Here is a 19,991-nt window from a genome sequence, read left to right on the forward strand (position 1 = left end):
CATGTCGCTCTCGCCGCAGATCTCGCTGCAGCTGCGCACGTTCACCGACGACCCGGACCACGACTGGGGTGCGACGCTGGCGTTGGGGCAGGCGATGGACGCCGCCGGGGTGGACCGCGTCGTCGTCTCCGATCACATCGCGTTCGGCGAGAACCTGGACGCCTACGGCGACCCGGCGCTGGGCGGGATCGCCGGCGGCCGCCAACCCACCGGACCGGACGGGCAGTGGCTGGAGCCGCTGACCGTGCTCACCGCGCTGGCCGCGCTCACCACCCGCATCCGGCTCGGCACCGCGGTGCTGCTGGCGGCGCTGCGCCGTCCCGCGGTGCTGGCCAGGCAGGTCGCCACCTTGGATGTGCTGTCCGGCGGCCGGGTCGATCTCGGGGTCGGGGTGGGCTGGCAGCGCGAGGAGTACCAGGCGGCCGGCCTGCCGTTTGAGCGCCGCGGCCGGCTGCTCGATCACACCCTGGAGGTGTGCGACGCGCCGTGGACCCAGCAGCGCAGCACGTATCGCGCACCGGAGTTGGCGTTCGAGCGCATTCACCAGATGCCCAAACCGGTGCAGGCCGGCGGGGTGCCGATCTGGGTCAGCGGCACCGTCAACGACGCGGTCGCGCGCCGGTTGCGGCGCTTCGGGCGGGGCTGGATCCCGTGGGGTCCGGCCATCGCCGATCCGGCCGGGGCGATCGCCACGATGAAGGACAAGATCGCCGACCTCGGCGGCGATCCCACCGAGCTGCAGGTGCTCGGTCACGCCACCACGGTCAAGCGAGCCGATGGTTCCGTCGACCTCGGGGCGACGGTGGCGTCGGCGCCGGCGTTGATCGCGGCCGGGGTCACCGATGTGCGGGTCACCTGCTCGCTGCCCCGCGACGTCGGGCAGGCGCGCGATCTGCTGACCGAACTCGTTGCCGCGTTCCGGGCGGCGACCAGTTGAGACTTCCGCCCCGGTCAAGTCAAGGCGCGGGGTCGGCGGTGGGTAGACCGTATTCGAGCAGATCGAACACTGCGTTGAGGGCGGCGAGCCGGTCTGGTTCGTTGACGACGAATTGCGGGATTTCCAGGACGTAGCGTGCCGCCGCGCGGGCGGTCATATCGTCGGGCGGGCGGCCGAGCTCGGCGGCGATGGCTTCGGCGAGGGGCGCTTCACACCGGATCCAGAGTTTGCGTGAATAGTCCCGCAACGCGGGGGTGTTCACGATGAGCTCGGTGCGCTCGCGCATCTCCGGCGTCGGGTCGACGATGAACGGTCCACGGCCGGACATGAATTCGCGCAAGGCCGCCATCACCGACGTCCCCTCGGCGCGGTGGTGGACCGCGGCCAGCAGGCTTTCCCGGCGTTCGATGCCGTCGTCGAACATCACCGCTTCCTTGCCGTCGGGAACGTGGTTGAACAGTGTGGGCACCGAGACGTCGACCGCGTCGGCGATCTCCTTGACGCTGACCTGGTCGTAGCCCTTGGCCAGGAAGAGCCGCGCCGCGGCCTCGGCCAGCGCTCGCCGCGTCTGCGCGTTCTTCCGCTCCCGCCGGCCCAGTGGCTTTGCCGTCATCCCCGGATCATAACCACCTGATTTATCGCTTCAATACCTTTAGTCAGTTGTTTTTTTGAGTCAATCATGTTTTGCTGGGGCGATGGACACCTCGCGAGACCACGACAACACCCCGGTCCTGATCGTGGGCGGCAGCCTGGTCGGCTTGTCGGCCGCGGTGTTCTTGGCCTGGCACCGGGTGCCGACGGTGTTGGTGGAACGCCACACCGGCAGTTCGGTGCATCCCCGGGCCATCGGCTATACCACCCGCACCCTGGAGTTGTTCCGCAGCGTGGGCATCGAGGTGCCCCGCAGCGTGGAACGGGGCGGGCCACCGCGGCGGGCCCGCGTCGAAAGCCTCGCCGGAGCCTGGCATGAGGAATACCCCTGGACACCACACGCCCAGGGCGGCTCCCCTGACGACTTCTCCCCGGTGCACGGCACCGCGATCGCTCAGGACCGCCTCGAATCCCTGCTGCGTGCCCGAGCGATCGAGCTCGGCGCCGACCTCCGCCTGGGCACCAAACTGATCGCCTTCGACCAGGACGACGACGGGGTCACGGCTGTCCTGAACCGCGGCGACGACGGGTCGCAATACCGGATGCGCGCCGACTATCTGGTTGCCGCCGACGGCGGATCCAGCACCATCAGAAACACCCTCGGCATCGGCCGCGGTGGACGTGGATTGCTCTCCGTGCAGCGCAGCATCCTGTTCCGTGCGCCCCTGCAAGACTATTTGCGCCACGGCGTGGTGCAGTTCGAGATCGACCACGCCGACCTCAAAGCGTTTCTGACCACCTACTCCGACGGTCGTTGGGTGCTGATGCTCGGTGACGACACCGAACGCACCGAGGACGAGCAGCGCGCCGTGGTACGACAGGCCGTCGGCCGCAGCAACGTTCCGATCGACCTCATCACCACCGGACGCTGGGAACTCGCCGCGGCGATCGCCGACCAGTTCAGCTACGGCCGCGTCTTCCTGGCCGGCGACGCCGCCCATCAACTGCCGCCCAACCGCGGCGGCTACGGAGCCAACACCGGCATCGAAGACGCCCACAACCTGAGCTGGAAGCTGGCCGCGGTCCTTGGCGGCACCAGCCGCCCCGAACTGCTCGACACCTACGACAGTGAACGCCGACCGATCGCCTGGCTGCGTCACGACCAGCTCTTCGCCCGCGCCGACTACAAAGCGTTCCTGGACGCCCCCGAATCCGCGGTGCCGATCATCGACGACACCGCCATGGAACTCGGCCAGCTCTACCGATCGGCCGCGCTGCCCGAGACCGGCGCTGACCTACCCCCCGCGCGCCGGCCCGACCAGTGGACCGGCCAACCCGGCACCCGCGCCCCGCACCTGTGGCTCGACACGACGGCGCACCGTTCGCTCCTCGACGAATTCGGTCGCGGTTGGGTGCTGGTCTCCGACGACCACGCCTGGGAACTCGCCGCCGCACGCGCCACCGCCGAGCTGGGTGTATCCGCCGCGTTCACCCACATCGACGCCGCCACCGCCCCGGATGCCGCGGCGCAATTCAGGATCGCCTACGGGCTGGGCCCCGGCGGCGCGGCGCTGATCCGGCCCGACGGCTACGTCGCCTGGCGCGCCCGCACGCCACCTACCAGCCGAACCGCAGCCCTGACCGCCGCCCTCCAGACCGCGGCCATGGGGTTCTCACCGTTGTCGCGCCGTCTGCGTCGTCTGGAAGACATCCAGGCGATCACCGACCTCACCGCACGCTACGCCGACGCGACCAACCAATGGAACGGCAAGAAACTCACTCTTGATGCGATCCCGCACCTCTTCGTCGCCGACGCCAGCGTCGAAATTCCTGGAAGCCCAGCTACCCACGGTGCAGCGGCCATCGCCACCGAACTCCCGGCAGCAACGGCAGCCGTCAGCTTCGCCATGCACACGTTCCTCAACCCAGCCATCACGATCGATGGCGACGCCGCCACCGGCACCTGGCTGATGTGGGTCGCCTCAATCATCGACAACGACCGCGGCGCGGCCTACCTCAGCGCCGACCTCACCTACACCCGCACCCCGGCAGGTTGGCGCATCCAAACCGTAAGCATCCGCGACGGAATGCGACTGTCCGCCCGCTGACCAGCTACGGCACGCACTGCTGCGACAGATCGATCAGATGCTGCCGCACGTCCGGGTGCCGGTTCAGGTAGTCGATGACGTTGCCGTTACCGCCCTCGGCCTCCGACTTGGCCTGCAGCTCCCGGTGCAGGTCCGGATGGCGCTGCAGGTAGTCGTCGATGGTGTTGCCGACGGTCTGATCGCACGGGGGATCCGCGCTGGCCGGGCCCGCCAACGGGAGCGCGATCACCGTCGCGGCGGTCGCAGTCAGGAACCCGCCGGCGAGCAGGCCGTACAGCCCGCGGCGACGAGGGCCGGCTGTGTTGGATGTGCTCATGCGGGCCAGGTTACTCGCGCGACCTTTGCGCCGCCTGTGCCGTTCCCCACGGCCCGGCAGGTCACCCCGCGGCCGCGGCACCCTGTTCGCGTTTGATCTCCAGCGCGATGTCGATGAGCTGATCCTCCTGGCCGCCGATGAGCTTGCGCTGCCCGGCGCGGTGCAGCAGCTCGTGGGCGGGCACCCCGTAGCGCTCACCCTGGCGCACGGCGTGCTTGAGAAAGCTGGAGTACACCCCGGAGTAACCCATCACCAGCGCGTTGCGGTCCAGCACGCATTCGGCCGGCATCGCCGGGCGCACCACGTCCTCGGCGGCGTCGGCGATGTCGAAGAAGTCGATGCCGGTCTTGACCCCGATCTTGTCGAACACCCCGATCAGCGCCTCGACCGGCGCGTTACCGGCGCCGGCACCGAACCGGCGCACCGAGCCGTCGATCTGCTTGGCGCCCGCGCGCACCGCCTCCACGCTGTTGGCCACCCCCAGCCCCAGGTTTTCGTGACCGTGGAAGCCGACCTGGGCGTCGTCGCCGAGTTCGGCGACCAACGCCGCCACCCGGTCGCGCACCCCTTCGAGCACCAGCGCCCCGGCCGAGTCGACCACGTACACGCACTGACAGCCCGCGTCGGCCATGATCCGGGCCTGCGCGGCCAGCTTCTCCGGCGGGATGGTGTGCGCCATCATCAAGAACCCGACGGTTTCCAGGCCCAGCTCGCGGGCCAGCCCGAAGTGCTGGCGGGACACGTCGGCCTCGGTGCAGTGGGTGGCGATCCGGCAGATCGACCCACCGTTGCCCTGGGCCTCCTTGATGTCCTCCTTGGTGCCCACCCCGGGCAGCATCAAGAACGCGATCTTGGCGTCGTTGGCCGTCTCGGCGGCCAGCTTGATCAGCTCCTGCTCCGGGGTTTTGGAGAACCCGTAGTTGAAGCTGGACCCGCCCAGCCCGTCGCCGTGGGTCACCTCGATCACCGGCACCCCGGCGGCGTCGATCGCCGCGACGATGGCACCGACCTCCTCCTTGGTGAACTGGTGGCGTTTGTGGTGGCTGCCGTCGCGCAGGCTGGTGTCGGTGATGCGGACGTCCCACACCGGATTGAAGAAGATATCGGTGCTCATCGGGTGCCTCCTGCGGTGGCCGACAGTGATTCCTTGGCGATTTCCTCGCCGACCTTGGTGGCGGCGGCGGTCATGATGTCCAGGTTCCCCGCGTACGGCGGCAGGTAATCCCCGGCGCCCTCCACCTCGACGAACGTGGTGACCAGGGCCTGGCCGCCGGAGTTGATCGACGGGTCGTCGAACTGCGGCTCGTTGAGCAACCGGTAACCCGGCACGTAGCTCTGCACCTCTTTGACGACGTCGTGGATCGACTGGGCGATGGCGTCGCGGTCGGCGTCCTCGGGGATCGCGCAGAAGATGGTGTCGCGCATGATCATCGGCGGGTCGGCCGGGTTGAGGATGATGATCGCCTTGCCCCGCTGGGCACCGCCGATGGTCTGCACGCCGGCCGAGGTGGTCTTGGTGAACTCGTCGATGTTGGCACGGGTGCCCGGCCCGGCGCTGACGCTGGCCACGCTGGCCACGATCTCGGCGTAGGGCACCGGCACCACCCGGGACACCGCGTACACGATCGGGATGGTGGCCTGCCCACCGCAGGTGATCATGTTGACGTTGGGGGCGTCCAGGTGCTCGCGCAGGTTGGCCGGCGGGATCACCGCCGGGCCGACGGCGGCCGGGGTCAAGTCGATGGCCCGGATGCCGGCCTCGGCGTAGCGCGGGGCGGCGTCGCGGTGCACGTAGGCGCTGGTGGCCTCGAACAGCAGGTCGGGTTTCTCGTCCTGCGCCAACAGCCAGTCCACCCCCTCGTGGGTGGTCTCCAGCCCCAGCTTGCGGGCCCGGGCCAGCCCCTCGGACTCCGGATCGATTCCGACCATCCACCGCGGCTCCAACCAGTCCGACCGCAGCAGCTTGTACAGCAGATCGGTGCTGATATTGCCGGACCCGACGATCGCGACCGACGCTTTAGCAGGCATTAACGCTCCTCTACTCGAAAACCAGCCGGACCGAACCCAATCCGGTGAAGTCGGCGACAAAATCATCCCCGGGCCGGGCGTCGATCGCTCGGGTGCACGAGCCGGGCAACACGATGTCGCCGGCCTTCAGCCGCACCCCGAAGCTCTCCACCTTGCGGGCCAGCCACGCGACCGCGGTGACCGGATTGCCCAGCACCGCGTCGCTGCGGCCCTTGGCCACCACTTCCCCGCTCTTGGTCAACACCGCGTCGATGCTGGTGATGTCGATGTCGGCCGGCGCCACCCGGGCCTGCCCCAGCACAAACCCGGCCGACGAGGCGTTGTCGGCGATGGTGTCGCACAGCTTGATCTGCCAGTCGGTGATCCGGGTGTCGATCAGCTCGATCGACGGCACGAACGCCGCGGTGGCGGCCAGCACGTCGTCCTCGGTGCAGCCCGCCCCCGGCAGGTCGTGCGCCAGGATGAACCCGACCTCGACCTCGACGCGCGGGGCCAGGTATTTCGCTGCCTTGACCGGGGTGTGCTCGAAGACTTCCATCTCGTCGAGCAGGTGCCCGTAGTCCGGCTCGTCGACGCCCATCATCTGCTGCATGGCCAGCGACGACAGCCCGACCTTGTGGCCGACCACCCGGGCCCCTTCGGCGACCCGCTGGCGGATATTGATCAACTGGATCTCGTAGGCGTCGACCACGTCGATGTCCGGATATGCCGTCGTCAACGGGGAGATCGGGACTTGGCTGCGCTCGGCCTGGGCCAGGTCGGCGGCCAGCTCGTCACGGATCTGGACGGTGAGCATTTCGCAAAGTCCCCTCATCGTTGTGACCGGGCAACTAGCGCCCGGACGGGGCAATTCTATAACGTGTTCTACATGACAGGTCAGGAGTACGACGTCGTCGTGGTCGGCAGCGGCGGCGCGGGCATGGTCGCCGCCCTCACCGCCGCTCACCAGGGTCTCTCAACAGTAGTCGTCGAGAAGGCCGCACACTATGGCGGCTCCACCGCCCGCTCGGGCGGTGGCGTGTGGATCCCGAACAACGAGGTGCTGCAGCGTGACGGGGTCCGCGACACCGCCGACGCCGCCCGCACCTATCTGCACGCGATCGTCGGCGACGTGGTTCCGGCCGAGAAGATCGACACCTACTTGCAGCGCGGCCCGGAGATGTTGTCGTTCGTGCTCAAGCATTCGCCGCTGAAGATGTGCTGGGTGCCCGGCTACGCCGACTACTACCCGGAGACCCCGGGCGGCAAGCCGACCGGGCGCTCGATCGAGCCGAAGCCGTTCAACGCCAAGAAGCTTGGCGCCGACCTGCCCGGCCTGGAGCCGGCGTACGGCAAGGTGCCGCTCAATGTCGTGGTGATGCAGCAGGATTACGTCCGGCTCAACCAGCTCAAACGCCATCCACGCGGGGTGCTGCGCAGTGTGAAGGTCGGTGTGCGCACCATGTGGGCGCAGGCCACCGGCAAAAACCTGGTCGGGATGGGCCGGGCCCTGATCGCGCCGCTGCGCATCGGCCTCAAGCAGGCCGGGGTGCCGGTGCGGCTGAACACCGCGCTGACCGACCTGTACGTCGAGGACGGGGTGGTGCGCGGCATCTATGTCCGGGACACGGCCGGCTCGGAATCGGCCGAGCCGGAACTGATTCGGGCGCGGCGCGGGGTGATCCTGGCCAGCGGCGGGTTCGAGCACAACGAGCAGATGCGGGTGAAGTACCAGCGCGCCCCGATCACCACCGAGTGGACGGTCGGCGCCAAGGCCAACACCGGCGAGGGCATCCTGGCCGGCGAGAAGCTCGGCGCCGCACTGGACATCATGGAGGACGCCTGGTGGGGGCCGACGGTGCCGCTGCCGGGTGCGCCGTGGTTCGCGCTGTCCGAGCGCAACTCGCCGGGCTCGATCATCGTCAACATGTCCGGTAAGCGCTTCATGAACGAGTCCATGCCCTACGTCGAGGCCTGCCACCACATGTACGGCGGCCAGTACGGGCAGGGCCCGGGCCCCGGCGAGAACATCCCGGCCTGGCTGGTGTTCGACCAGCGCTACCGGGACCGCTACATCTTCGCCGGATTGCAGCCCGGACAACGTTTCCCGAAGAAGTGGCTGGAATCGGAGGTCATCGTCGCCGCCGACACCCTGGAGGAGCTGGCCGCCAAGACCGGGCTGCCCGCCGAGGCGTTCGTGGACACCGTTCAGCGCTTCAACGGCTTCGCCCGCAGCGGCGTCGACGAAGACTTCCACCGCGGTGAAAGCGCGTACGACCGCTACTACGGGGACCCGACCAACAAGCCGAACCCCAACCTCGGCGAGATCAGCCAGGGACCGTTCTACGCCGCCAAGATGGTGCCCGGCGACCTGGGCACCAAGGGCGGTATCCGCACCGATGTACACGGCCGGGCGCTGCGCGACGACGACAGCGTCATCGAAGGCCTATACGCCGCCGGCAACGTCAGCGCCCCGGTGATGGGCCACACCTATCCCGGTCCGGGCGGCACCATCGGGCCGGCGATGACGTTCGGTTACCTGGCGGCACTCCACCTTGCGGGAAAGGCCTGATATGCCCATCGATCTCGATGTCGCGCTGGGCGCGGAGCTGGAGCCGATCGAATTCTCGTGGACCAGCAGCGATATCCAGCTCTACCACCTCGGGTTGGGCGCCGGCGCGGACCCGATGAGCCCGCGGGAACTGCGCTACCTGGTCGACAACACCCCGCAGGTGCTGCCGACGTTCGGCAACGTCGCGGCCAGCTTCCACATGACCGAGCCGCCCACGGTGCAGTTTCCGGGCATCGACATCGAATTGAGCAGGGTGCTGCACGCCAGCGAGGGCATCTCCGCGCCGGCACCGCTGCCGCCGTCGGGCTCGGCGACCGCGGTCACCCGGTTCACCGACATCTGGGACAAGGGCAAGGCCGCGGTGATCTGGTCGGAGACCACCGCCACCGCCCCGGACGGCACCGTGCTGTGGACGCAGAAGCGGTCGATCTTCGCCCGCGGCGAAGGCGGATTCGGCGGCGAGCGGGGCCCGTCGACGTCGGCGGCCGCGCCGGACCGGGCCCCGGATTTCGAGGTGGACATCCCGGTGCTGCCACAGCAGGCGCTGCTGTACCGGCTCTGCGGGGACCGCAACCCGCTGCACAGCGACCCGGAGTTCGCCGCCGCCGCCGGCTTTGACCGCCCGATCCTGCACGGCCTGTGCACCTACGGCATGACCTGCAAGGCGATCGTCGACACGCTGCTGGACGGGGACGCCGGCGCGGTGGGCTCCTACGGCGCCCGGTTCGCCGGTGTGGTGTTTCCGGGTGAGACGCTGCGGGCCGCGATCTGGAAGGACGACGGCCGCTTCGTGGCCACCGTGGTGGCGCCGGCCCGGGACAACGCGGCGGTGCTGACCGGGGTGGAGTTGGTGCGCGCCGCCGGGTAACGGCGATATCCTGGGGTTTTCCACGCTGCAACAGCGGGAGGACCGGTGAGACTGCGAGTGGCGCTGGCGAGCGTGGCCGTCGCAATCGGCCTCGCCGGGCCCGCGCACGGCGACCCGGACACCGACGCGGCCTTCCTGGCCTCCCTGCAAGCCGCGGGCATCACCTACACCGACGCCGATCAGGTCATCACCAGCGCCAAAACGGTGTGCCGGTTGATCACCGACGGCCAGCCGGCGCCGGAGGTCCTCGCCATCCTGCGGGCCCGCAACCCCGAACTCACGCACGACCACGCGGCCCGGTTTGTCGGCATCGCGGTGCGGTCGTACTGCCCGGACCAGCTGGCGCCCAGCACCTCCAGCTAGACCGCGACGTGGGTGCGCTGGTACTCGGCTAACCGGGCGGCAAGGTCATCGCTGGACTTCAGAAACTTGCCGGCGCGGGCCAACTCTAGACCCGCACTGACTTCAGGCGATTGCAGGTCGCCACGGTCCAAGCCGAGGTACAGCAGGTCGATAAGCGCCACCAGGGCTTCCTCGTGGATCAGGCAGTCCATATCCGCGCGCTGGGATTCGGACAGCGCCGAGGCGTACCGGTCGTACAACCGTGCCACCAATTCGGCTCCGTCCACGCTCGTCATGGTAGTCCGGTTGGGTACGCGGTCGCGATGTACCAGCGGCCGCCACCGGTCGTATTGACCACGACGACGCCCTGTACGCCTCGATAGGTGCCGTGCAGCTTGAATCCCCGCGGACTTTCGGTCGCAATCGTCGGGTTGTCCACGATGCCGCGGGTGAAGTCGATAACGTCGGCGTCGCCCCAACCTGGGGCGAACTCCGATTTGCCCCAACCGGTGCCGTGTCGATGACCACCATGCTCGATCACGATGTAGTGCCTGCCCTGGCGCAGCGCCAAGCGGACCTTTTTCGCGATCGCCCGCGATTCCTCGGGCGTCACGTTTCCATCGAGCACCAATTGCGCGTAAGCCACAGCGAACTCGTCGATCTGGCTGCGCAGCGCCGGGGGTCGGTAGCCTCCGAACTTCCCGAAATCGTCGTCGGTACTCGGCCCGAGCATGCCCTTGACCCGCGGCGGTGGACGATCCTCATCACCCGTGCGCCGCGACATCAGCGGGTGAACTCTGCCAGCGGGTTATCCGATGACTCCCCCACGGCCGCAGCATGCCACGGACCGGCGATCGCGTCACTTCAGTTTGTGTGTGAGTCGATGCCGTCCACTGCCCCGTGCGCGTGCGCAGAAACGGTGTTCCGCACGGCGTGTCGGCCGGGGACACGCACGGTCGCGGGAGGACTAACCCAGGATCAGGCCGGAGGTGGGCACCCCGGTGCCGGCGGTGACCAGCACGTGCTCGACGCCGTCGACCTGGTTGACCGAGGTGCCGCGCAGCTGCCGTACCCCTTCGGCGATGCCGTTCATGCCGTGGATGTAGGCCTCGCCGAGCTGGCCGCCGTGGGTGTTGATCGGCAGCCGGCCGCCGAGCTCGATGGCCCCGCCGGCGATGAAGTCCTTGGCCTCGCCCTTGCCGCAGAAACCCAGCTCCTCCAACTGGATCAGCGTGTACGGGGTGAAGTGGTCGTAGAGCACCGCGGTCTGGATGTCGGTCGGCGCCAGGCCGGACTGCGCCCACAGCTGGCGGCCCACCAGCCCCATCTCGGGCAGGCCGAGCTCCTCGCGGTAATACGAGTACATGGTGAACTGGTCGGCGCCCGAGCCCTGCGCGGCCGCCTCGATGATCGCCGGCCGGTGCTTGAGGTCTTTGGCCCGCTCCGGGGTGGTTACCACGATCGCCACCCCACCGTCGGTCTCCTGGCAGCAGTCCAGCAGCCGCAGCGGGTCGGCGATCATCCGCGAGTTCTGGTGATCCTCGATGGTGATCGGCTTGCCGTAGAAGTGCGCCTTGGGGTTGGTGGCCGCATGCTTGCGGTCCGCCACCGACACCGCCCCGAAATCCGCGCTGGTGGCCCCGTATTCGTGCATGTAGCGCTGGGCGATCATCGCCACCGACGCAGCCGGCGTGCTCAACCCGTGCGGGTAGGACCAGCTGTACTCCACCCCGCGGGAATCGGCGTTGACGGTCAGGCCGGTCATCACCTGGCCGAACCGGAACTCCGAACGCTCATTGAAGGCCCGGTAGGCCACCACGACTTCGGCGACCCCGGTGGCCACCGCCAGCGCGGCCTGCTGCACGGTCGCCGCCGCGGCGCCACCGCCGTAGCCGATCTGGGAAAAGAACTTCAGCTCCCCGATCCCGGTGGAGCGCGCGACCGCGGTCTCCAGGTTGGAGTCCATCGTGAACGTGCACAGGCCGTCGACATCGGCCGGGGTCAGCCCCGCATCGTCGAGCGCGTCGAGCACCGCCTCGGCGGCCAGCCGCAGCTCGCTGCGGCCGGACTGCTTGGAGAAATCGGTGGCACCGATCCCGGCGATCGCGGCCTTCCCGGACAGCATCACGCCTCCCCGATCGTCAGTGTGCCCGTGGCGATGACATGGTCGCCCAGGCTGTTGCTCCCCACCACTTTCACCGTGATCAGCCCGTCCTCGATGCCGGTGATCTCGCCGGTGAAGGTCACGGTGTCGTAGGCATACCACGGCACCCCCAGCCGCAGCCCGATCGAACGGATCCGCGCGGTGGGGCCGGCCCAGTCGGTGAGGTAGCGCTGCACCAGGCCGGTGTCGGTGAGGATGTTGACGAAGATGTCCTTGGATCCCTTGGCCTGCGCCTTATCCCGGTCGTGGTGCACGTCCTGGTAGTCGCGGGTGGCGATCGCGGTGGACACGATGAACGTCGGGTCGCCGTACAGTTTGAGTTCGGGCAGCTTGGTGCCCACCGCTACCGTCGGCGCGCTCATGCGCCGCTCCTCCTCATCGCTTCGCTCTGCATCGTCGCTGGCGCGGCGCTCATGCGTCCTTCTCCCAGGCGTAGAGGGTCCAGGCCGGCCCGACGTCGCTGGCCGGGAAGTCGAGATACGTTGCGCGGACCGGCATTCCGATCTGCACGGCGGCGGGGTCGACGCCACGCAGCTCACCGAGCATCCGCACCCCTTCGTCGAGTTCGACCAGCGCGATCACGAACGGCAGGCTGCGGCCGGGCACCTTGGGGGCGTGGTGCACCACGTAGGAAAACACCGTGCCGGTGCCGGCAGCCACCACATAGTCGATCGGCTCGGATTTGTCGGCCCACACCGCGGGCACCGGCGGATGCACCAGGCTTCCGTCCGGGCGGCGTTGGATGCGCAGCTCGTGGGCGGCCACGCCGTCCCAGAAGAACTGGGTGTCCCGCGACCACGCCGGGCGCATCATCTTGTCCGGGTCCAGGTCCTCCGGTACCGGCGCCGCGGCGGATTGCCGATCGGCCGGAATGAACTTCATGATGCGCCACATCATTTCGGCGACATCCTCGTCGCCGACCTGCCAGGCGATGCGCTGGTTGATGAAGTAGCCCTCCCCCAGCGCGGTCTGTTTGGGGCCGACGATGTCGGTGATCTCGGCGGTGACGCTGACCTCTTCGCCGGGCCGCAGGTAGCGGTGGTAGGTCTGCTCGCAGTTGGTCGCGACCACGCCGACATACCCGGCGCTGTCGAACAGCTCGATGATCTTGCCCAGCGGGTCGTCGTCGGGGCGCACCCCGGAAAGCCCCATCATGGTCCACACCTGGATCATCGCCGGCGGGGCGACGATGCCGGGATGTCCGGCGGCGCGGGCGGCCGCCTCGTCGACGTAGATCGGGTTGGCATCGCCGATCGCGTCGACCCAGTGATGGATCATCGCCTGGTTCACCGGATCCCGACCCATCCGCGGCTTGCTGGGGCCGGTGGATTTGAGCTTTTCGATGCCGGCGGCCAGGTCGCTCATCGCGGCACCCTCGGCACCCGCAGCCCCGAGGCGGCGATCATTTCGCGCATCACCTCGTTGACGCCGCCACCGAAGGTGATCACCAGATTGCGTTTGGTCTGGCTGTCCAACCAGGACATCAGCTCGGCGGTGTCCTCGTCGGCGGGGTTGCCGTACTTGCCGACGATCTCCTCGGCCAACCGGCCGGCCCGCTGAATCCGTTCGGTGCCGAACACTTTGGTGGCGGCGGCGTCGGCGACATCGATGGTCTCGCCGGCGGCGGCCACCTGCCAATTCAACAGCTCGTTGATCCGCCAGGTGGCGTGCAGCTCCCCGAGCGCGCGTTTGACGTCGTCCTGCTCGATCGGCCTCACCCCGTTAGCGCCCGGTTTGGCCGCCCAGGCCCGCACCCGGTCGTAGATGCCGCCGAACCGGCCGGCCGGCCCGAGCATCACCCGCTCGTTGTTGAGCTGGGTGGTGATCAGCCGCCAGCCGCCGTTCTCCTCGCCGACCAGCATGTCGGCCGGGACGCGGACGTCGTTGTAGTAGGTGGCGTTGGTGTGATGCGCACCGTCGGACAGGATCATCGGCGTCCACGAGTAGCCCGGATCCTTGGTGTCCACGATCAGGATCGAAATCCCCTTGTGCTTGACCGCGTCCGGGTCGGTGCGGCACGCCAGCCAGATGTAGTCGGCGTCGTGGGCGCCGGTGGTGAACACCTTCTGCCCGTTGACGATGTACTCGTCGCCGTGCCGGACCGCGGTGGTGCGCAGCGACGCCAGGTCGGTGCCGGCCTCCGGTTCGGTGTAGCCGATCGCGAAGTGCACCTCCCCGGCCAGGATCGCCGGCAGGAACTTCTTCTTCTGCGCCTCGCTGCCGTACACCTGCAGCGTCGGGCCGACGGTCTGCAGGGTGACCGCCGGCAGCGGGACGTCGGCGCGTTGGGCCTCGTTGACGAAGATCTGCTGTTCGATCGGACCGAAACCCAGCCCGCCGAACTCCTTGGGCCAGCCCACGCCGAGCTTGCCGTCGGCGCCCATCCGCTTGATGACCGCGCGGTAGGCCGCATTGTGCCGGTCGGACTGCATCGCCTTGGCCTCGTCCGAGGAGATCAGATTGGCGAAGTACTCCCGCAGTTCGGCTTGCAGCGCCCGCTGCTCGGGGGTCAGATCGACGTACATTGCGCTCCCACCAGGTCGAGACGATGCGACGGGCCGCCCAGCAGCCGGGTCAGGTCCTTGATCGAGGAGAAGTAGCGGTCCATCGGGTAGTCGATGTCCATGCCCATCCCGCCGTGCAGGTGATGGCAGGTCTGCATCACCGGCGGCGCCTGCGAGGTGATCCAGTAGCCGAGCACGTCGAGGTCGTCGGCGGCGTCACGGCCCTGCGACAGCAACCAGATCACCGAGGTCGCCGCCAGGGTGATGGTCCGCGACGCGATGTAGACCTCGGCGAGTTGCGCGGCGACGGTCTGGAAGGTGGACAGCGGCTTGCCGAACTGCTCGCGGGTGCCGACATAGTCGGCGGTCAGCCGCAGCGCACCCGCGACCAGGCCGGACACGAACGCGCCGACCGCGGCCAGCGCGAGCTGGTTGACCCGGTGCGCGGTGGCGCCGTCGAGCACGCCGTCGACCGGCGCGTCGGTGAACACCACCACGTACTCGTCGGAGCCGTTGGAGGTCGGCGTCTTGGTCAGCTGCACCCCGTCAGCGGTGGGTGAGATCACCGCGATCCCGCCCTCGGCGGTGACCACCAGCCAGTCCGCCTGTTCGGCGTACGGGACCGCGATCTTGGTGCCGGACAGTCGGTTTTCGGTCAACGTGACCCCAGGCCGCTCCGGCAGCGGGGCGCCCGGCTCGTTCAGCGCCGCGGTCAGCACCGCGCCCTTGGCCACCCCGGCCAGGTAGCGGTCCTGCTGCGCGTCGGAGGCCAACTCCAGCAGCGGCAGCACCCCCAGACCGAGGGTGGCCAGCGCCGGGCTAATGGTGCCGCGCCGACCGATTTCGGTGAGCGCGGTCGCCACCTCGGGCAGGCCGACGCCGTCGCCGCCGAGGCGTTCCGGCACCGGCAGCGCGGTCACGCCACCGGCGACCAGTGCGTCCCAGCTGTTGTCCCGGTCCAGCACCGAGGTGACGACGTCGGCGACAGCCTGCTGCGCTGGGTCTGGATTGAAATCCACCCGTCTGCTCCTTGGTTCGCTGCGGCGCTTAGTGCGCGACCGGGCACTTGCCGCTGTAGTCGACCTGCCAATGCTTGATGCCGTTGAGCCAGCCCGATCGCAGCCGCTCGGCCTGGGCCAGCGGGGTCAGGTCGGGCATGTGGTCGGCGATCGCGTTGAAGATCAGCTCGATCGTCATCCGGGCCAGGTTGGCGCCGATGCAGTAGTGGGCGCCGGTGCCGCCGAACCCGACGTGCGGGTTGGGGTCGCGCAGGATGTTGAAGGTGAACGGGTCGTCGAACACCTCCTCGTCGAAGTTGGCCGACCGGTAGAACATCACCACCCGCTGGCCCTTCTTGACCGTCACCCCGGACAGCTCGTAGTCCTCCAGCGCGGTCCGCTGGAAACAGCTGACCGGGGTGGCCCACCGGACGATCTCGTCGACGGCGGTGGCCGGGCGCTCCTTTTTGAACAGCTCCCACTGATCGGGGTGCTCGGCGAACGCCATCATGCCGTGGGTGATCGAGTTGCGGCTGGTCTCGTTGCCGGCCACCGCCAGCATCACCATGAAGAACCCGAACTCGTCGTCGGAGAGCTTCTCTCCGTCGATGTCGGCGTTGATCAGCGTGGTGACGATGTCCTCGCCGGGGTTCTCGGCCTTGGCGGCGGCCAGCTGCATGGCGTAGGTGATCAGCTCGAACGACGACGCCTGCGGGTCGATGTCGGCGTATTCGGGGTCCTCGCTGCCGGTCATCTCGTTGGACCAGCGGAACAGCTTGTCCCGGTCTTCCAGCGGCACCCCGAGCAGGCCGGCGATGGCCTGCAGCGGCAGCTCGCACGACACCTGCTCGACGAAGTCGCCGTAGCCGTTGGCCGCGGCCGCCTTGACGATGTTTTGCGCCCGCTCGTTGAGCTCGTCGCGCAGCCGGCCGACCGCGCGGGGGGTGAACCCGCGGGAGATGATCTTGCGCAGCCGGGTGTGGTGCGGCGCATCCATGTTCAACATCACGAACCGTTGAACCTCGATGTTCTCCCGGGCGATGTCGTCGTTGAACCGCGGGATCACGCAGTTTTCGAAGCTGGAGAAGACGTCGCTGCGCAGCGAGATTTCCTTGACGTCCTTGTGCTTGGTGATGGCCCAGTACCCGCCGTCGTGGAAGCCGCCGCCGGTGCCGGGGGCCTGCTCGATCCAGTGGACCGGCGCGCTGCGACGCAGTTCGGCGAACTCCTCGACCGGGATGCCCCGCACATTGACGTCGGGGTTGAGGAAGTCGAACCCTGCGGGAAGATTAGGGGAAGGCATGCGTCTACTCCTGCCGAATACAACGTGTTCTAGTGCCAGTAAAGCATGGCTGAACCGCAGACAAAAGGCAGTGATGCATCGTCGCTTGTCAGAGTAATGAAACGTGTTCTAGCCTGGCCGCATGGGTAATCCTGTGATCGTCGAAGCCACCCGCAGCCCGATCGGCAAGCGTAATGGGTGGTTATCCGGCCTGCACGCCACCGAGGTGCTGGGCGCGGTGCAAAAAGCACTGGTAGATAAGGCCGGCATCAACGCCGGGGACGTCGAGCAGGTCATCGGCGGGTGCGTGACCCAGTACGGCGAGCAGTCCAACAACATCAGCCGGGTGGCCTGGCTGACCGCGGGCCTGCCCGAGCACGTCGGGGCCACCACCGTCGACTGCCAGTGCGGCAGCGGGCAGCAGGCCAACCACCTGGTAGCCGGGCTGATCGCGATCGGCGCGATCGACGTCGGGATCGCCTGCGGCATCGAGGCGATGAGCCGGGTGGGGCTGGGCGCCAACGCCGGCCCGGACCGGGCCGCGATCCGCGCCGCATCCTGGGACATCGACATGCCCAACCAGTTCGAGGCCGCCGAGCGGATCGCCAAGCGGCGCGGCATCACCCGCGCCGACATCGACCAGTTCGGCTTGGAGTCGCAGCTCAAGGCCAAACGGGCCTGGGAGGAAGGCCGGTTCGACCGGGAGATCTCCCCGATCACCGCGCCGGTGCTCGACGAGAACAAGCAGCCCACCGCCGAGCTTGCCCCGGTCAGCCGTGACCAGGGGCTGCGCGACACCACGCTGGAGGGTCTGGCGTCGCTGAACCCGGTGCTCGAGGGCGGCATCCACACCGCCGGGACGTCGTCGCAGATCTCCGACGGCGCCGCCGCGGTGCTGTGGATGGACGAAGACAAAGCCAAGGCCCTGGGGCTGCGGCCGCGGGCCCGGATCGTCAGCCAGGCCAACGTCGGCGCCGAGCCCTACTACCACCTGGACGGGCCGGTGCAGTCGACGGCCAAGGTGCTGGAGAAGGCCGGCATGAAGATCGGCGACATTGACCTGGTGGAGATCAACGAGGCGTTCGCGTCGGTGGTGCTGTCCTGGGCGCGGGTGCACAACCCGGACATGGACCGGGTCAACGTCAACGGCGGGGCGATCGCGCTGGGGCATCCGGTGGGCTGCACCGGCAGCCGGCTGATCACCACCGCGCTGCACGAGTTGGAGCGCACCGACAAGTCCACCGCGCTGATCACCATGTGCGCCGGCGGGGCGCTGTCCACCGGCACCATCATCGAGCGGATCTGAGTTGGTTTTCTCCGACGCCGAACGGATCGCGGCCGCGCAGGCCTACATCGACGCGCTGGTCAGCCATGACGCCTCCGACGTTCCGTTCGCGCCGGACTGCGTCCGCATCGAGATGGGGCTCAAGACCGGCTTCTCCGGAAACCACCTGCGCCGCAGCCTGAACCGCGGCCCCCAGTTCCGGCTGATCGCGGCGGCCACGGCGCCGGAGGTCAGCGTCGACGGCGACGCGGTGCGCACCCGGTACGACATCATCACCAAGCCGTCGCTGGCCGGGCGGCGGGTCGGTGCGCACGTGGACGAGACGTTCGTGATCCCGGCCAGTGATGGCAAGATCCACCACATCCGGGCGCAGATCCGGCCGTTCATTACACGTTAGGGATCACCGATGGCCACTCCCCCGCGCGCGCTCAACTCCGCCGGCACCGGCTTGTTCATCAAGTGGATGTCCCGGGCCAACACGTTGGCCTACAAGGTGTCCGGCGGCAGGCTGGGCGGCACCTTCCTGCAGGGGGCGCCGGTGGCGCTGCTGACCACCACCGGCCGCAAATCCGGGCAGCCGCGGGTCAGCCCGCTGCTGTATCTGCGCGACGGTGACCGGGTGGTGCTGGTGGCCTCCCAGGGCGGGCGGGCCAACAACCCGATGTGGTACCTGAACCTCAAGGCCAACCCGAAGGTGTCGGTGCAGATCAAAAGAGAGGTGCTGCAGTTGACCGCCCGCGACGCCACCGAGGCCGAACGCGACCAGTACTGGCCGCAGCTGGTGGAGATGTACTCCTCGTTCGAGGACTACCAGTCCTGGACCGACCGGGTCATCCCGGTGGTGATCTGCGAGCCGTAGGGCTTGCGCGCGGGAGCCTTTGCGCGCCGAACGTGCATCCAGGGCGACAAAATCGCGGAAATCCCGCCCTGAGCGCACGTTCGGCGCAAGCGGGCCACTTGCACCTAGCGACCGCTGAGCCAGTCCCGCTGACCGCGGACGAACTGCGCGTCAACCACACGCCCGTGGCCGGGAACGTACCGGGCGTCGGGACCACCGATCGCCAGCACGCGATCGAGCGTGGCCGGCCAGGCCGCCACATCGGAATCGGCATCGATCGCCGGGTCCGCGGACTCCTCGATGAGGTCACCGCAGAACACCACGGCCGGGTCGCCGGCGTCGCCCGGCGCCACCACGATCAGGTCCGCGGTGGTGTGCCCACGGCCGGGGTGGGTGATCGTCACCCGGCGGTCGCCGAGGTCGATGACGGCGTTGTGGACGGCACGACGCGGCGGCCGCCGGGCCGCGATCGCCCGGTCGATCTCGTCGACGTCGGCCCCGTGGCGTAGCGCGTCGGCGCGCAGCTCATCGGTCGCCGACGTGAGGTATTCGGCGACCTCGGGTGCGCAGTACGTGTCGGCGTCGGCGAACACCGGCGCACCCAGGACGTGGTCGAAGTGCTTGTGGGTCAACACCACATGGGTCACCCGGCGTCCGGTGATGTGGCGCACGTCGGCGTCGATCGCCGCCGCTTCGACCAGGGTGCTGCCGGTGTCGACGAGCAGCACCCCGGCGCTGCCCTGCACCAGGCCGACGGTGACGTCGAGGAAGGGCAACCGACACCGATACACCGTGTCGGTCAACCGCTCCCAGTCGAAGTGCACCCTCGCCCGCCCCCGATAGTCGCGTCCGGCTCAGCCGCGGCCGTCACCGCACACTATCCCCGCCGAACGTGCGTCCACGGCGGGGAAACCGGGGAAATCCCGCCGTGAGCGCACGTTCGGCGGGGCGGGGCAGGGGGCGTAGACCGGGGCCGCGGGCCGCGCCCGGGCGAGCAGGGCGGTCACGACCGGGGCCAGCTCGGCGGGACGCCAGAGTCCCCCCCTGTCGGTCCGCGGGGGGCGGGGCCAGGCCCCGGCGCCCCGGGTCGTGCCGCCGCTGGCCCCGAACAACTTGGCGGGCAGCTCGCCGCGCGCCGGGCCGGGCGGGGGCCACGCCCGCCGGGGGCGTGTTGGGCGG

The 19,991-nt window shown here is 68.9% G+C and carries 22 protein-coding genes and 1 pseudogene; 8 read left to right on the forward strand and 15 right to left on the reverse strand.

The window, feature by feature from the left end; genetic code table 11:
* Position 1 precedes the first annotated feature (1 nt).
* Entirely contained in the window at positions 2-937 is a 936-nt protein-coding gene (locus BKN37_RS03295; protein WP_071021394.1) for a TIGR03619 family F420-dependent LLM class oxidoreductase, read from the forward strand.
* Positions 938-956: 19 nt separating this feature from the next.
* Here the strand turns inward: BKN37_RS03295 and BKN37_RS03300 are convergent, their stop codons facing one another.
* The gene (locus BKN37_RS03300; protein WP_071021397.1) at positions 957-1,550 is read right to left on the reverse strand and encodes a TetR/AcrR family transcriptional regulator; all 594 of its coding nucleotides are present in this window, start codon (positions 1,548-1,550) and stop codon (positions 957-959) included.
* 82 nt (positions 1,551-1,632) lie between these two features.
* Between BKN37_RS03300 and BKN37_RS03305 the strand changes: the two genes are divergently transcribed.
* Entirely contained in the window at positions 1,633-3,636 is a 2,004-nt protein-coding gene (locus tag BKN37_RS03305; RefSeq protein ID WP_071021401.1) for an FAD-dependent monooxygenase, read from the forward strand.
* Between the two features lie 4 nt (positions 3,637-3,640).
* Here the strand turns inward: BKN37_RS03305 and BKN37_RS03310 are convergent, their stop codons facing one another.
* The 4 genes from BKN37_RS03310 to BKN37_RS03325 form a co-directional block, all read right to left on the reverse strand.
* The gene (locus BKN37_RS03310; protein WP_071021467.1) at positions 3,641-3,952 is read right to left on the reverse strand and encodes a hypothetical protein; all 312 of its coding nucleotides are present in this window, start codon (positions 3,950-3,952) and stop codon (positions 3,641-3,643) included.
* 61 nt (positions 3,953-4,013) lie between these two features.
* Complete coding sequence (dmpG, locus tag BKN37_RS03315; RefSeq protein WP_071021404.1) at positions 4,014-5,066, reverse strand: 4-hydroxy-2-oxovalerate aldolase; 1,053 nt, start codon at positions 5,064-5,066, stop codon at positions 4,014-4,016.
* On the reverse strand, positions 5,063-5,980 hold the full coding sequence (locus tag BKN37_RS03320) for an acetaldehyde dehydrogenase (acetylating) (RefSeq protein WP_071021407.1): 918 nt from the start codon (positions 5,978-5,980) through the stop codon (positions 5,063-5,065). The genes dmpG and BKN37_RS03320 overlap by 4 nt, the downstream gene beginning before the upstream one ends.
* Before the next feature lie 10 nt (positions 5,981-5,990).
* Entirely contained in the window at positions 5,991-6,776 is a 786-nt protein-coding gene (locus BKN37_RS03325; RefSeq protein ID WP_071021410.1) for a 2-keto-4-pentenoate hydratase, read from the reverse strand.
* A gap of 72 nt (positions 6,777-6,848) precedes the next feature.
* Between BKN37_RS03325 and kstD the strand changes: the two genes are divergently transcribed.
* The 3 genes from kstD to BKN37_RS03340 are packed head-to-tail and all read left to right on the forward strand — an operon-like array spanning position 6,849 to position 9,762.
* A complete protein-coding gene (gene kstD, locus BKN37_RS03330; RefSeq protein ID WP_071021471.1) occupies positions 6,849-8,531 on the forward strand; it encodes a 3-oxosteroid 1-dehydrogenase in 1,683 nt (560 codons plus the stop codon).
* A 1-nt stretch (position 8,532) separates the two neighbouring features.
* Positions 8,533-9,399: a MaoC family dehydratase gene (locus BKN37_RS03335; RefSeq protein ID WP_071021414.1), complete on the forward strand. Its 867-nt coding sequence runs from the start codon at positions 8,533-8,535 to the stop codon at positions 9,397-9,399.
* A 45-nt stretch (positions 9,400-9,444) separates the two neighbouring features.
* Positions 9,445-9,762, forward strand: coding sequence for a DUF732 domain-containing protein (locus BKN37_RS03340; protein WP_071021417.1), 318 nt, complete (start codon positions 9,445-9,447; stop codon positions 9,760-9,762).
* On the opposite strand, the gene BKN37_RS03345 is transcribed toward BKN37_RS03340, so the two are convergent.
* The 8 genes from BKN37_RS03345 to BKN37_RS03380 all read right to left on the reverse strand — a co-directional run bounded on the left by BKN37_RS03345 (position 9,759) and on the right by BKN37_RS03380 (position 16,710).
* The gene (locus BKN37_RS03345) at positions 9,759-10,028 is read right to left on the reverse strand and encodes a hypothetical protein (protein ID WP_131823514.1); all 270 of its coding nucleotides are present in this window, start codon (positions 10,026-10,028) and stop codon (positions 9,759-9,761) included. The genes BKN37_RS03340 and BKN37_RS03345 overlap by 4 nt on opposite strands.
* 5 nt (positions 10,029-10,033) lie before the next feature.
* A complete protein-coding gene (locus BKN37_RS03350; protein WP_083341550.1) occupies positions 10,034-10,525 on the reverse strand; it encodes an EndoU domain-containing protein in 492 nt (163 codons plus the stop codon).
* 183 nt (positions 10,526-10,708) lie between these two features.
* Positions 10,709-11,866, reverse strand: coding sequence for a lipid-transfer protein (locus BKN37_RS03355; protein ID WP_071021427.1), 1,158 nt, complete (start codon positions 11,864-11,866; stop codon positions 10,709-10,711).
* Positions 11,866-12,267 carry a MaoC family dehydratase gene (locus BKN37_RS03360; RefSeq protein ID WP_071021429.1) on the reverse strand — a complete coding sequence of 134 codons (402 nt, stop codon included), beginning with the start codon at positions 12,265-12,267 and terminating at the stop codon, positions 11,866-11,868. Before BKN37_RS03360 ends, BKN37_RS03355 begins: the two co-directional genes overlap by 1 nt.
* A gap of 49 nt (positions 12,268-12,316) precedes the next feature.
* Positions 12,317-13,270, reverse strand: coding sequence for a bifunctional MaoC family dehydratase N-terminal/OB-fold nucleic acid binding domain-containing protein (locus tag BKN37_RS03365; RefSeq protein ID WP_071021433.1), 954 nt, complete (start codon positions 13,268-13,270; stop codon positions 12,317-12,319).
* The gene (fadE29, locus tag BKN37_RS03370) at positions 13,267-14,430 is read right to left on the reverse strand and encodes an acyl-CoA dehydrogenase FadE29 (RefSeq protein ID WP_071021436.1); all 1,164 of its coding nucleotides are present in this window, start codon (positions 14,428-14,430) and stop codon (positions 13,267-13,269) included. The genes BKN37_RS03365 and fadE29 overlap by 4 nt, the downstream gene beginning before the upstream one ends.
* Positions 14,415-15,428, reverse strand: coding sequence for an acyl-CoA dehydrogenase family protein (locus BKN37_RS03375; protein WP_071021440.1), 1,014 nt, complete (start codon positions 15,426-15,428; stop codon positions 14,415-14,417). Before BKN37_RS03375 ends, fadE29 begins: the two co-directional genes overlap by 16 nt.
* 28 nt (positions 15,429-15,456) lie before the next feature.
* The gene (locus tag BKN37_RS03380; protein WP_071021443.1) at positions 15,457-16,710 is read right to left on the reverse strand and encodes a cytochrome P450; all 1,254 of its coding nucleotides are present in this window, start codon (positions 16,708-16,710) and stop codon (positions 15,457-15,459) included.
* Between the two features lie 121 nt (positions 16,711-16,831).
* Here BKN37_RS03380 and BKN37_RS03385 point away from each other — a divergent pair, with 121 nt between their 5' ends.
* Genes BKN37_RS03385 through BKN37_RS03395 form a run of 3 tightly spaced genes read left to right on the forward strand, consistent with a single transcriptional unit; the run spans position 16,832 to position 18,833 of the window.
* Positions 16,832-17,995 carry a steroid 3-ketoacyl-CoA thiolase gene (locus BKN37_RS03385; RefSeq protein ID WP_071021445.1) on the forward strand — a complete coding sequence of 388 codons (1,164 nt, stop codon included), beginning with the start codon at positions 16,832-16,834 and terminating at the stop codon, positions 17,993-17,995.
* A gap of 1 nt (position 17,996) precedes the next feature.
* Positions 17,997-18,371 (forward strand): DUF8021 domain-containing protein, encoded by a 375-nt coding sequence (locus BKN37_RS03390; protein WP_071021448.1) that lies wholly within the window; start codon positions 17,997-17,999, stop codon positions 18,369-18,371.
* Between the two features lie 9 nt (positions 18,372-18,380).
* Positions 18,381-18,833, forward strand: a complete 453-nt coding sequence (locus BKN37_RS03395) for a nitroreductase family deazaflavin-dependent oxidoreductase (protein ID WP_071021451.1) — start codon at positions 18,381-18,383, stop codon at positions 18,831-18,833.
* 104 nt (positions 18,834-18,937) lie between these two features.
* On the opposite strand, the gene BKN37_RS03400 is transcribed toward BKN37_RS03395, so the two are convergent.
* A complete protein-coding gene (locus BKN37_RS03400; RefSeq protein ID WP_071021455.1) occupies positions 18,938-19,636 on the reverse strand; it encodes an MBL fold metallo-hydrolase in 699 nt (232 codons plus the stop codon).
* 30 nt (positions 19,637-19,666) lie between these two features.
* Positions 19,667-19,991 (reverse strand): annotated as a pseudogene (locus tag BKN37_RS29500) (hypothetical protein); the annotation flags it as partial.

The organism is Mycobacterium talmoniae (assembly GCF_001854525.1).
In the GTDB taxonomy this organism is placed as follows: domain Bacteria; phylum Actinomycetota; class Actinomycetes; order Mycobacteriales; family Mycobacteriaceae; genus Mycobacterium; species Mycobacterium talmoniae.

Excerpts from the sequence above, each read along its gene's own strand:
- BKN37_RS03295 (WP_071021394.1), top strand. The coding sequence starts at position 2 with ATGTCGCTCTCGCCGCAGATCTCGCTGCAGCTGCGCACGTTCACCGAC.
- BKN37_RS03300 (WP_071021397.1), bottom strand. The coding sequence starts at position 1,550 with ATGACGGCAAAGCCACTGGGCCGGCGGGAGCGGAAGAACGCGCAGACG.
- BKN37_RS03305 (WP_071021401.1), top strand. The coding sequence starts at position 1,633 with ATGGACACCTCGCGAGACCACGACAACACCCCGGTCCTGATCGTGGGC.
- BKN37_RS03310 (WP_071021467.1), bottom strand. The coding sequence starts at position 3,952 with ATGAGCACATCCAACACAGCCGGCCCTCGTCGCCGCGGGCTGTACGGC.
- dmpG (WP_071021404.1), bottom strand. The coding sequence starts at position 5,066 with ATGAGCACCGATATCTTCTTCAATCCGGTGTGGGACGTCCGCATCACC.
- BKN37_RS03320 (WP_071021407.1), bottom strand. The coding sequence starts at position 5,980 with ATGCCTGCTAAAGCGTCGGTCGCGATCGTCGGGTCCGGCAATATCAGC.
- BKN37_RS03325 (WP_071021410.1), bottom strand. The coding sequence starts at position 6,776 with ATGCTCACCGTCCAGATCCGTGACGAGCTGGCCGCCGACCTGGCCCAG.
- kstD (WP_071021471.1), top strand. The coding sequence starts at position 6,849 with ATGACAGGTCAGGAGTACGACGTCGTCGTGGTCGGCAGCGGCGGCGCG.
- BKN37_RS03335 (WP_071021414.1), top strand. The coding sequence starts at position 8,533 with ATGCCCATCGATCTCGATGTCGCGCTGGGCGCGGAGCTGGAGCCGATC.
- BKN37_RS03350 (WP_083341550.1), bottom strand. The coding sequence starts at position 10,525 with ATGTCGCGGCGCACGGGTGATGAGGATCGTCCACCGCCGCGGGTCAAG.
- BKN37_RS03355 (WP_071021427.1), bottom strand. The coding sequence starts at position 11,866 with ATGCTGTCCGGGAAGGCCGCGATCGCCGGGATCGGTGCCACCGATTTC.
- BKN37_RS03360 (WP_071021429.1), bottom strand. The coding sequence starts at position 12,267 with ATGAGCGCGCCGACGGTAGCGGTGGGCACCAAGCTGCCCGAACTCAAA.
- BKN37_RS03365 (WP_071021433.1), bottom strand. The coding sequence starts at position 13,270 with ATGAGCGACCTGGCCGCCGGCATCGAAAAGCTCAAATCCACCGGCCCC.
- fadE29 (WP_071021436.1), bottom strand. The coding sequence starts at position 14,430 with ATGTACGTCGATCTGACCCCCGAGCAGCGGGCGCTGCAAGCCGAACTG.
- BKN37_RS03380 (WP_071021443.1), bottom strand. The coding sequence starts at position 16,710 with ATGCCTTCCCCTAATCTTCCCGCAGGGTTCGACTTCCTCAACCCCGAC.
- BKN37_RS03385 (WP_071021445.1), top strand. The coding sequence starts at position 16,832 with ATGGGTAATCCTGTGATCGTCGAAGCCACCCGCAGCCCGATCGGCAAG.
- BKN37_RS03395 (WP_071021451.1), top strand. The coding sequence starts at position 18,381 with ATGGCCACTCCCCCGCGCGCGCTCAACTCCGCCGGCACCGGCTTGTTC.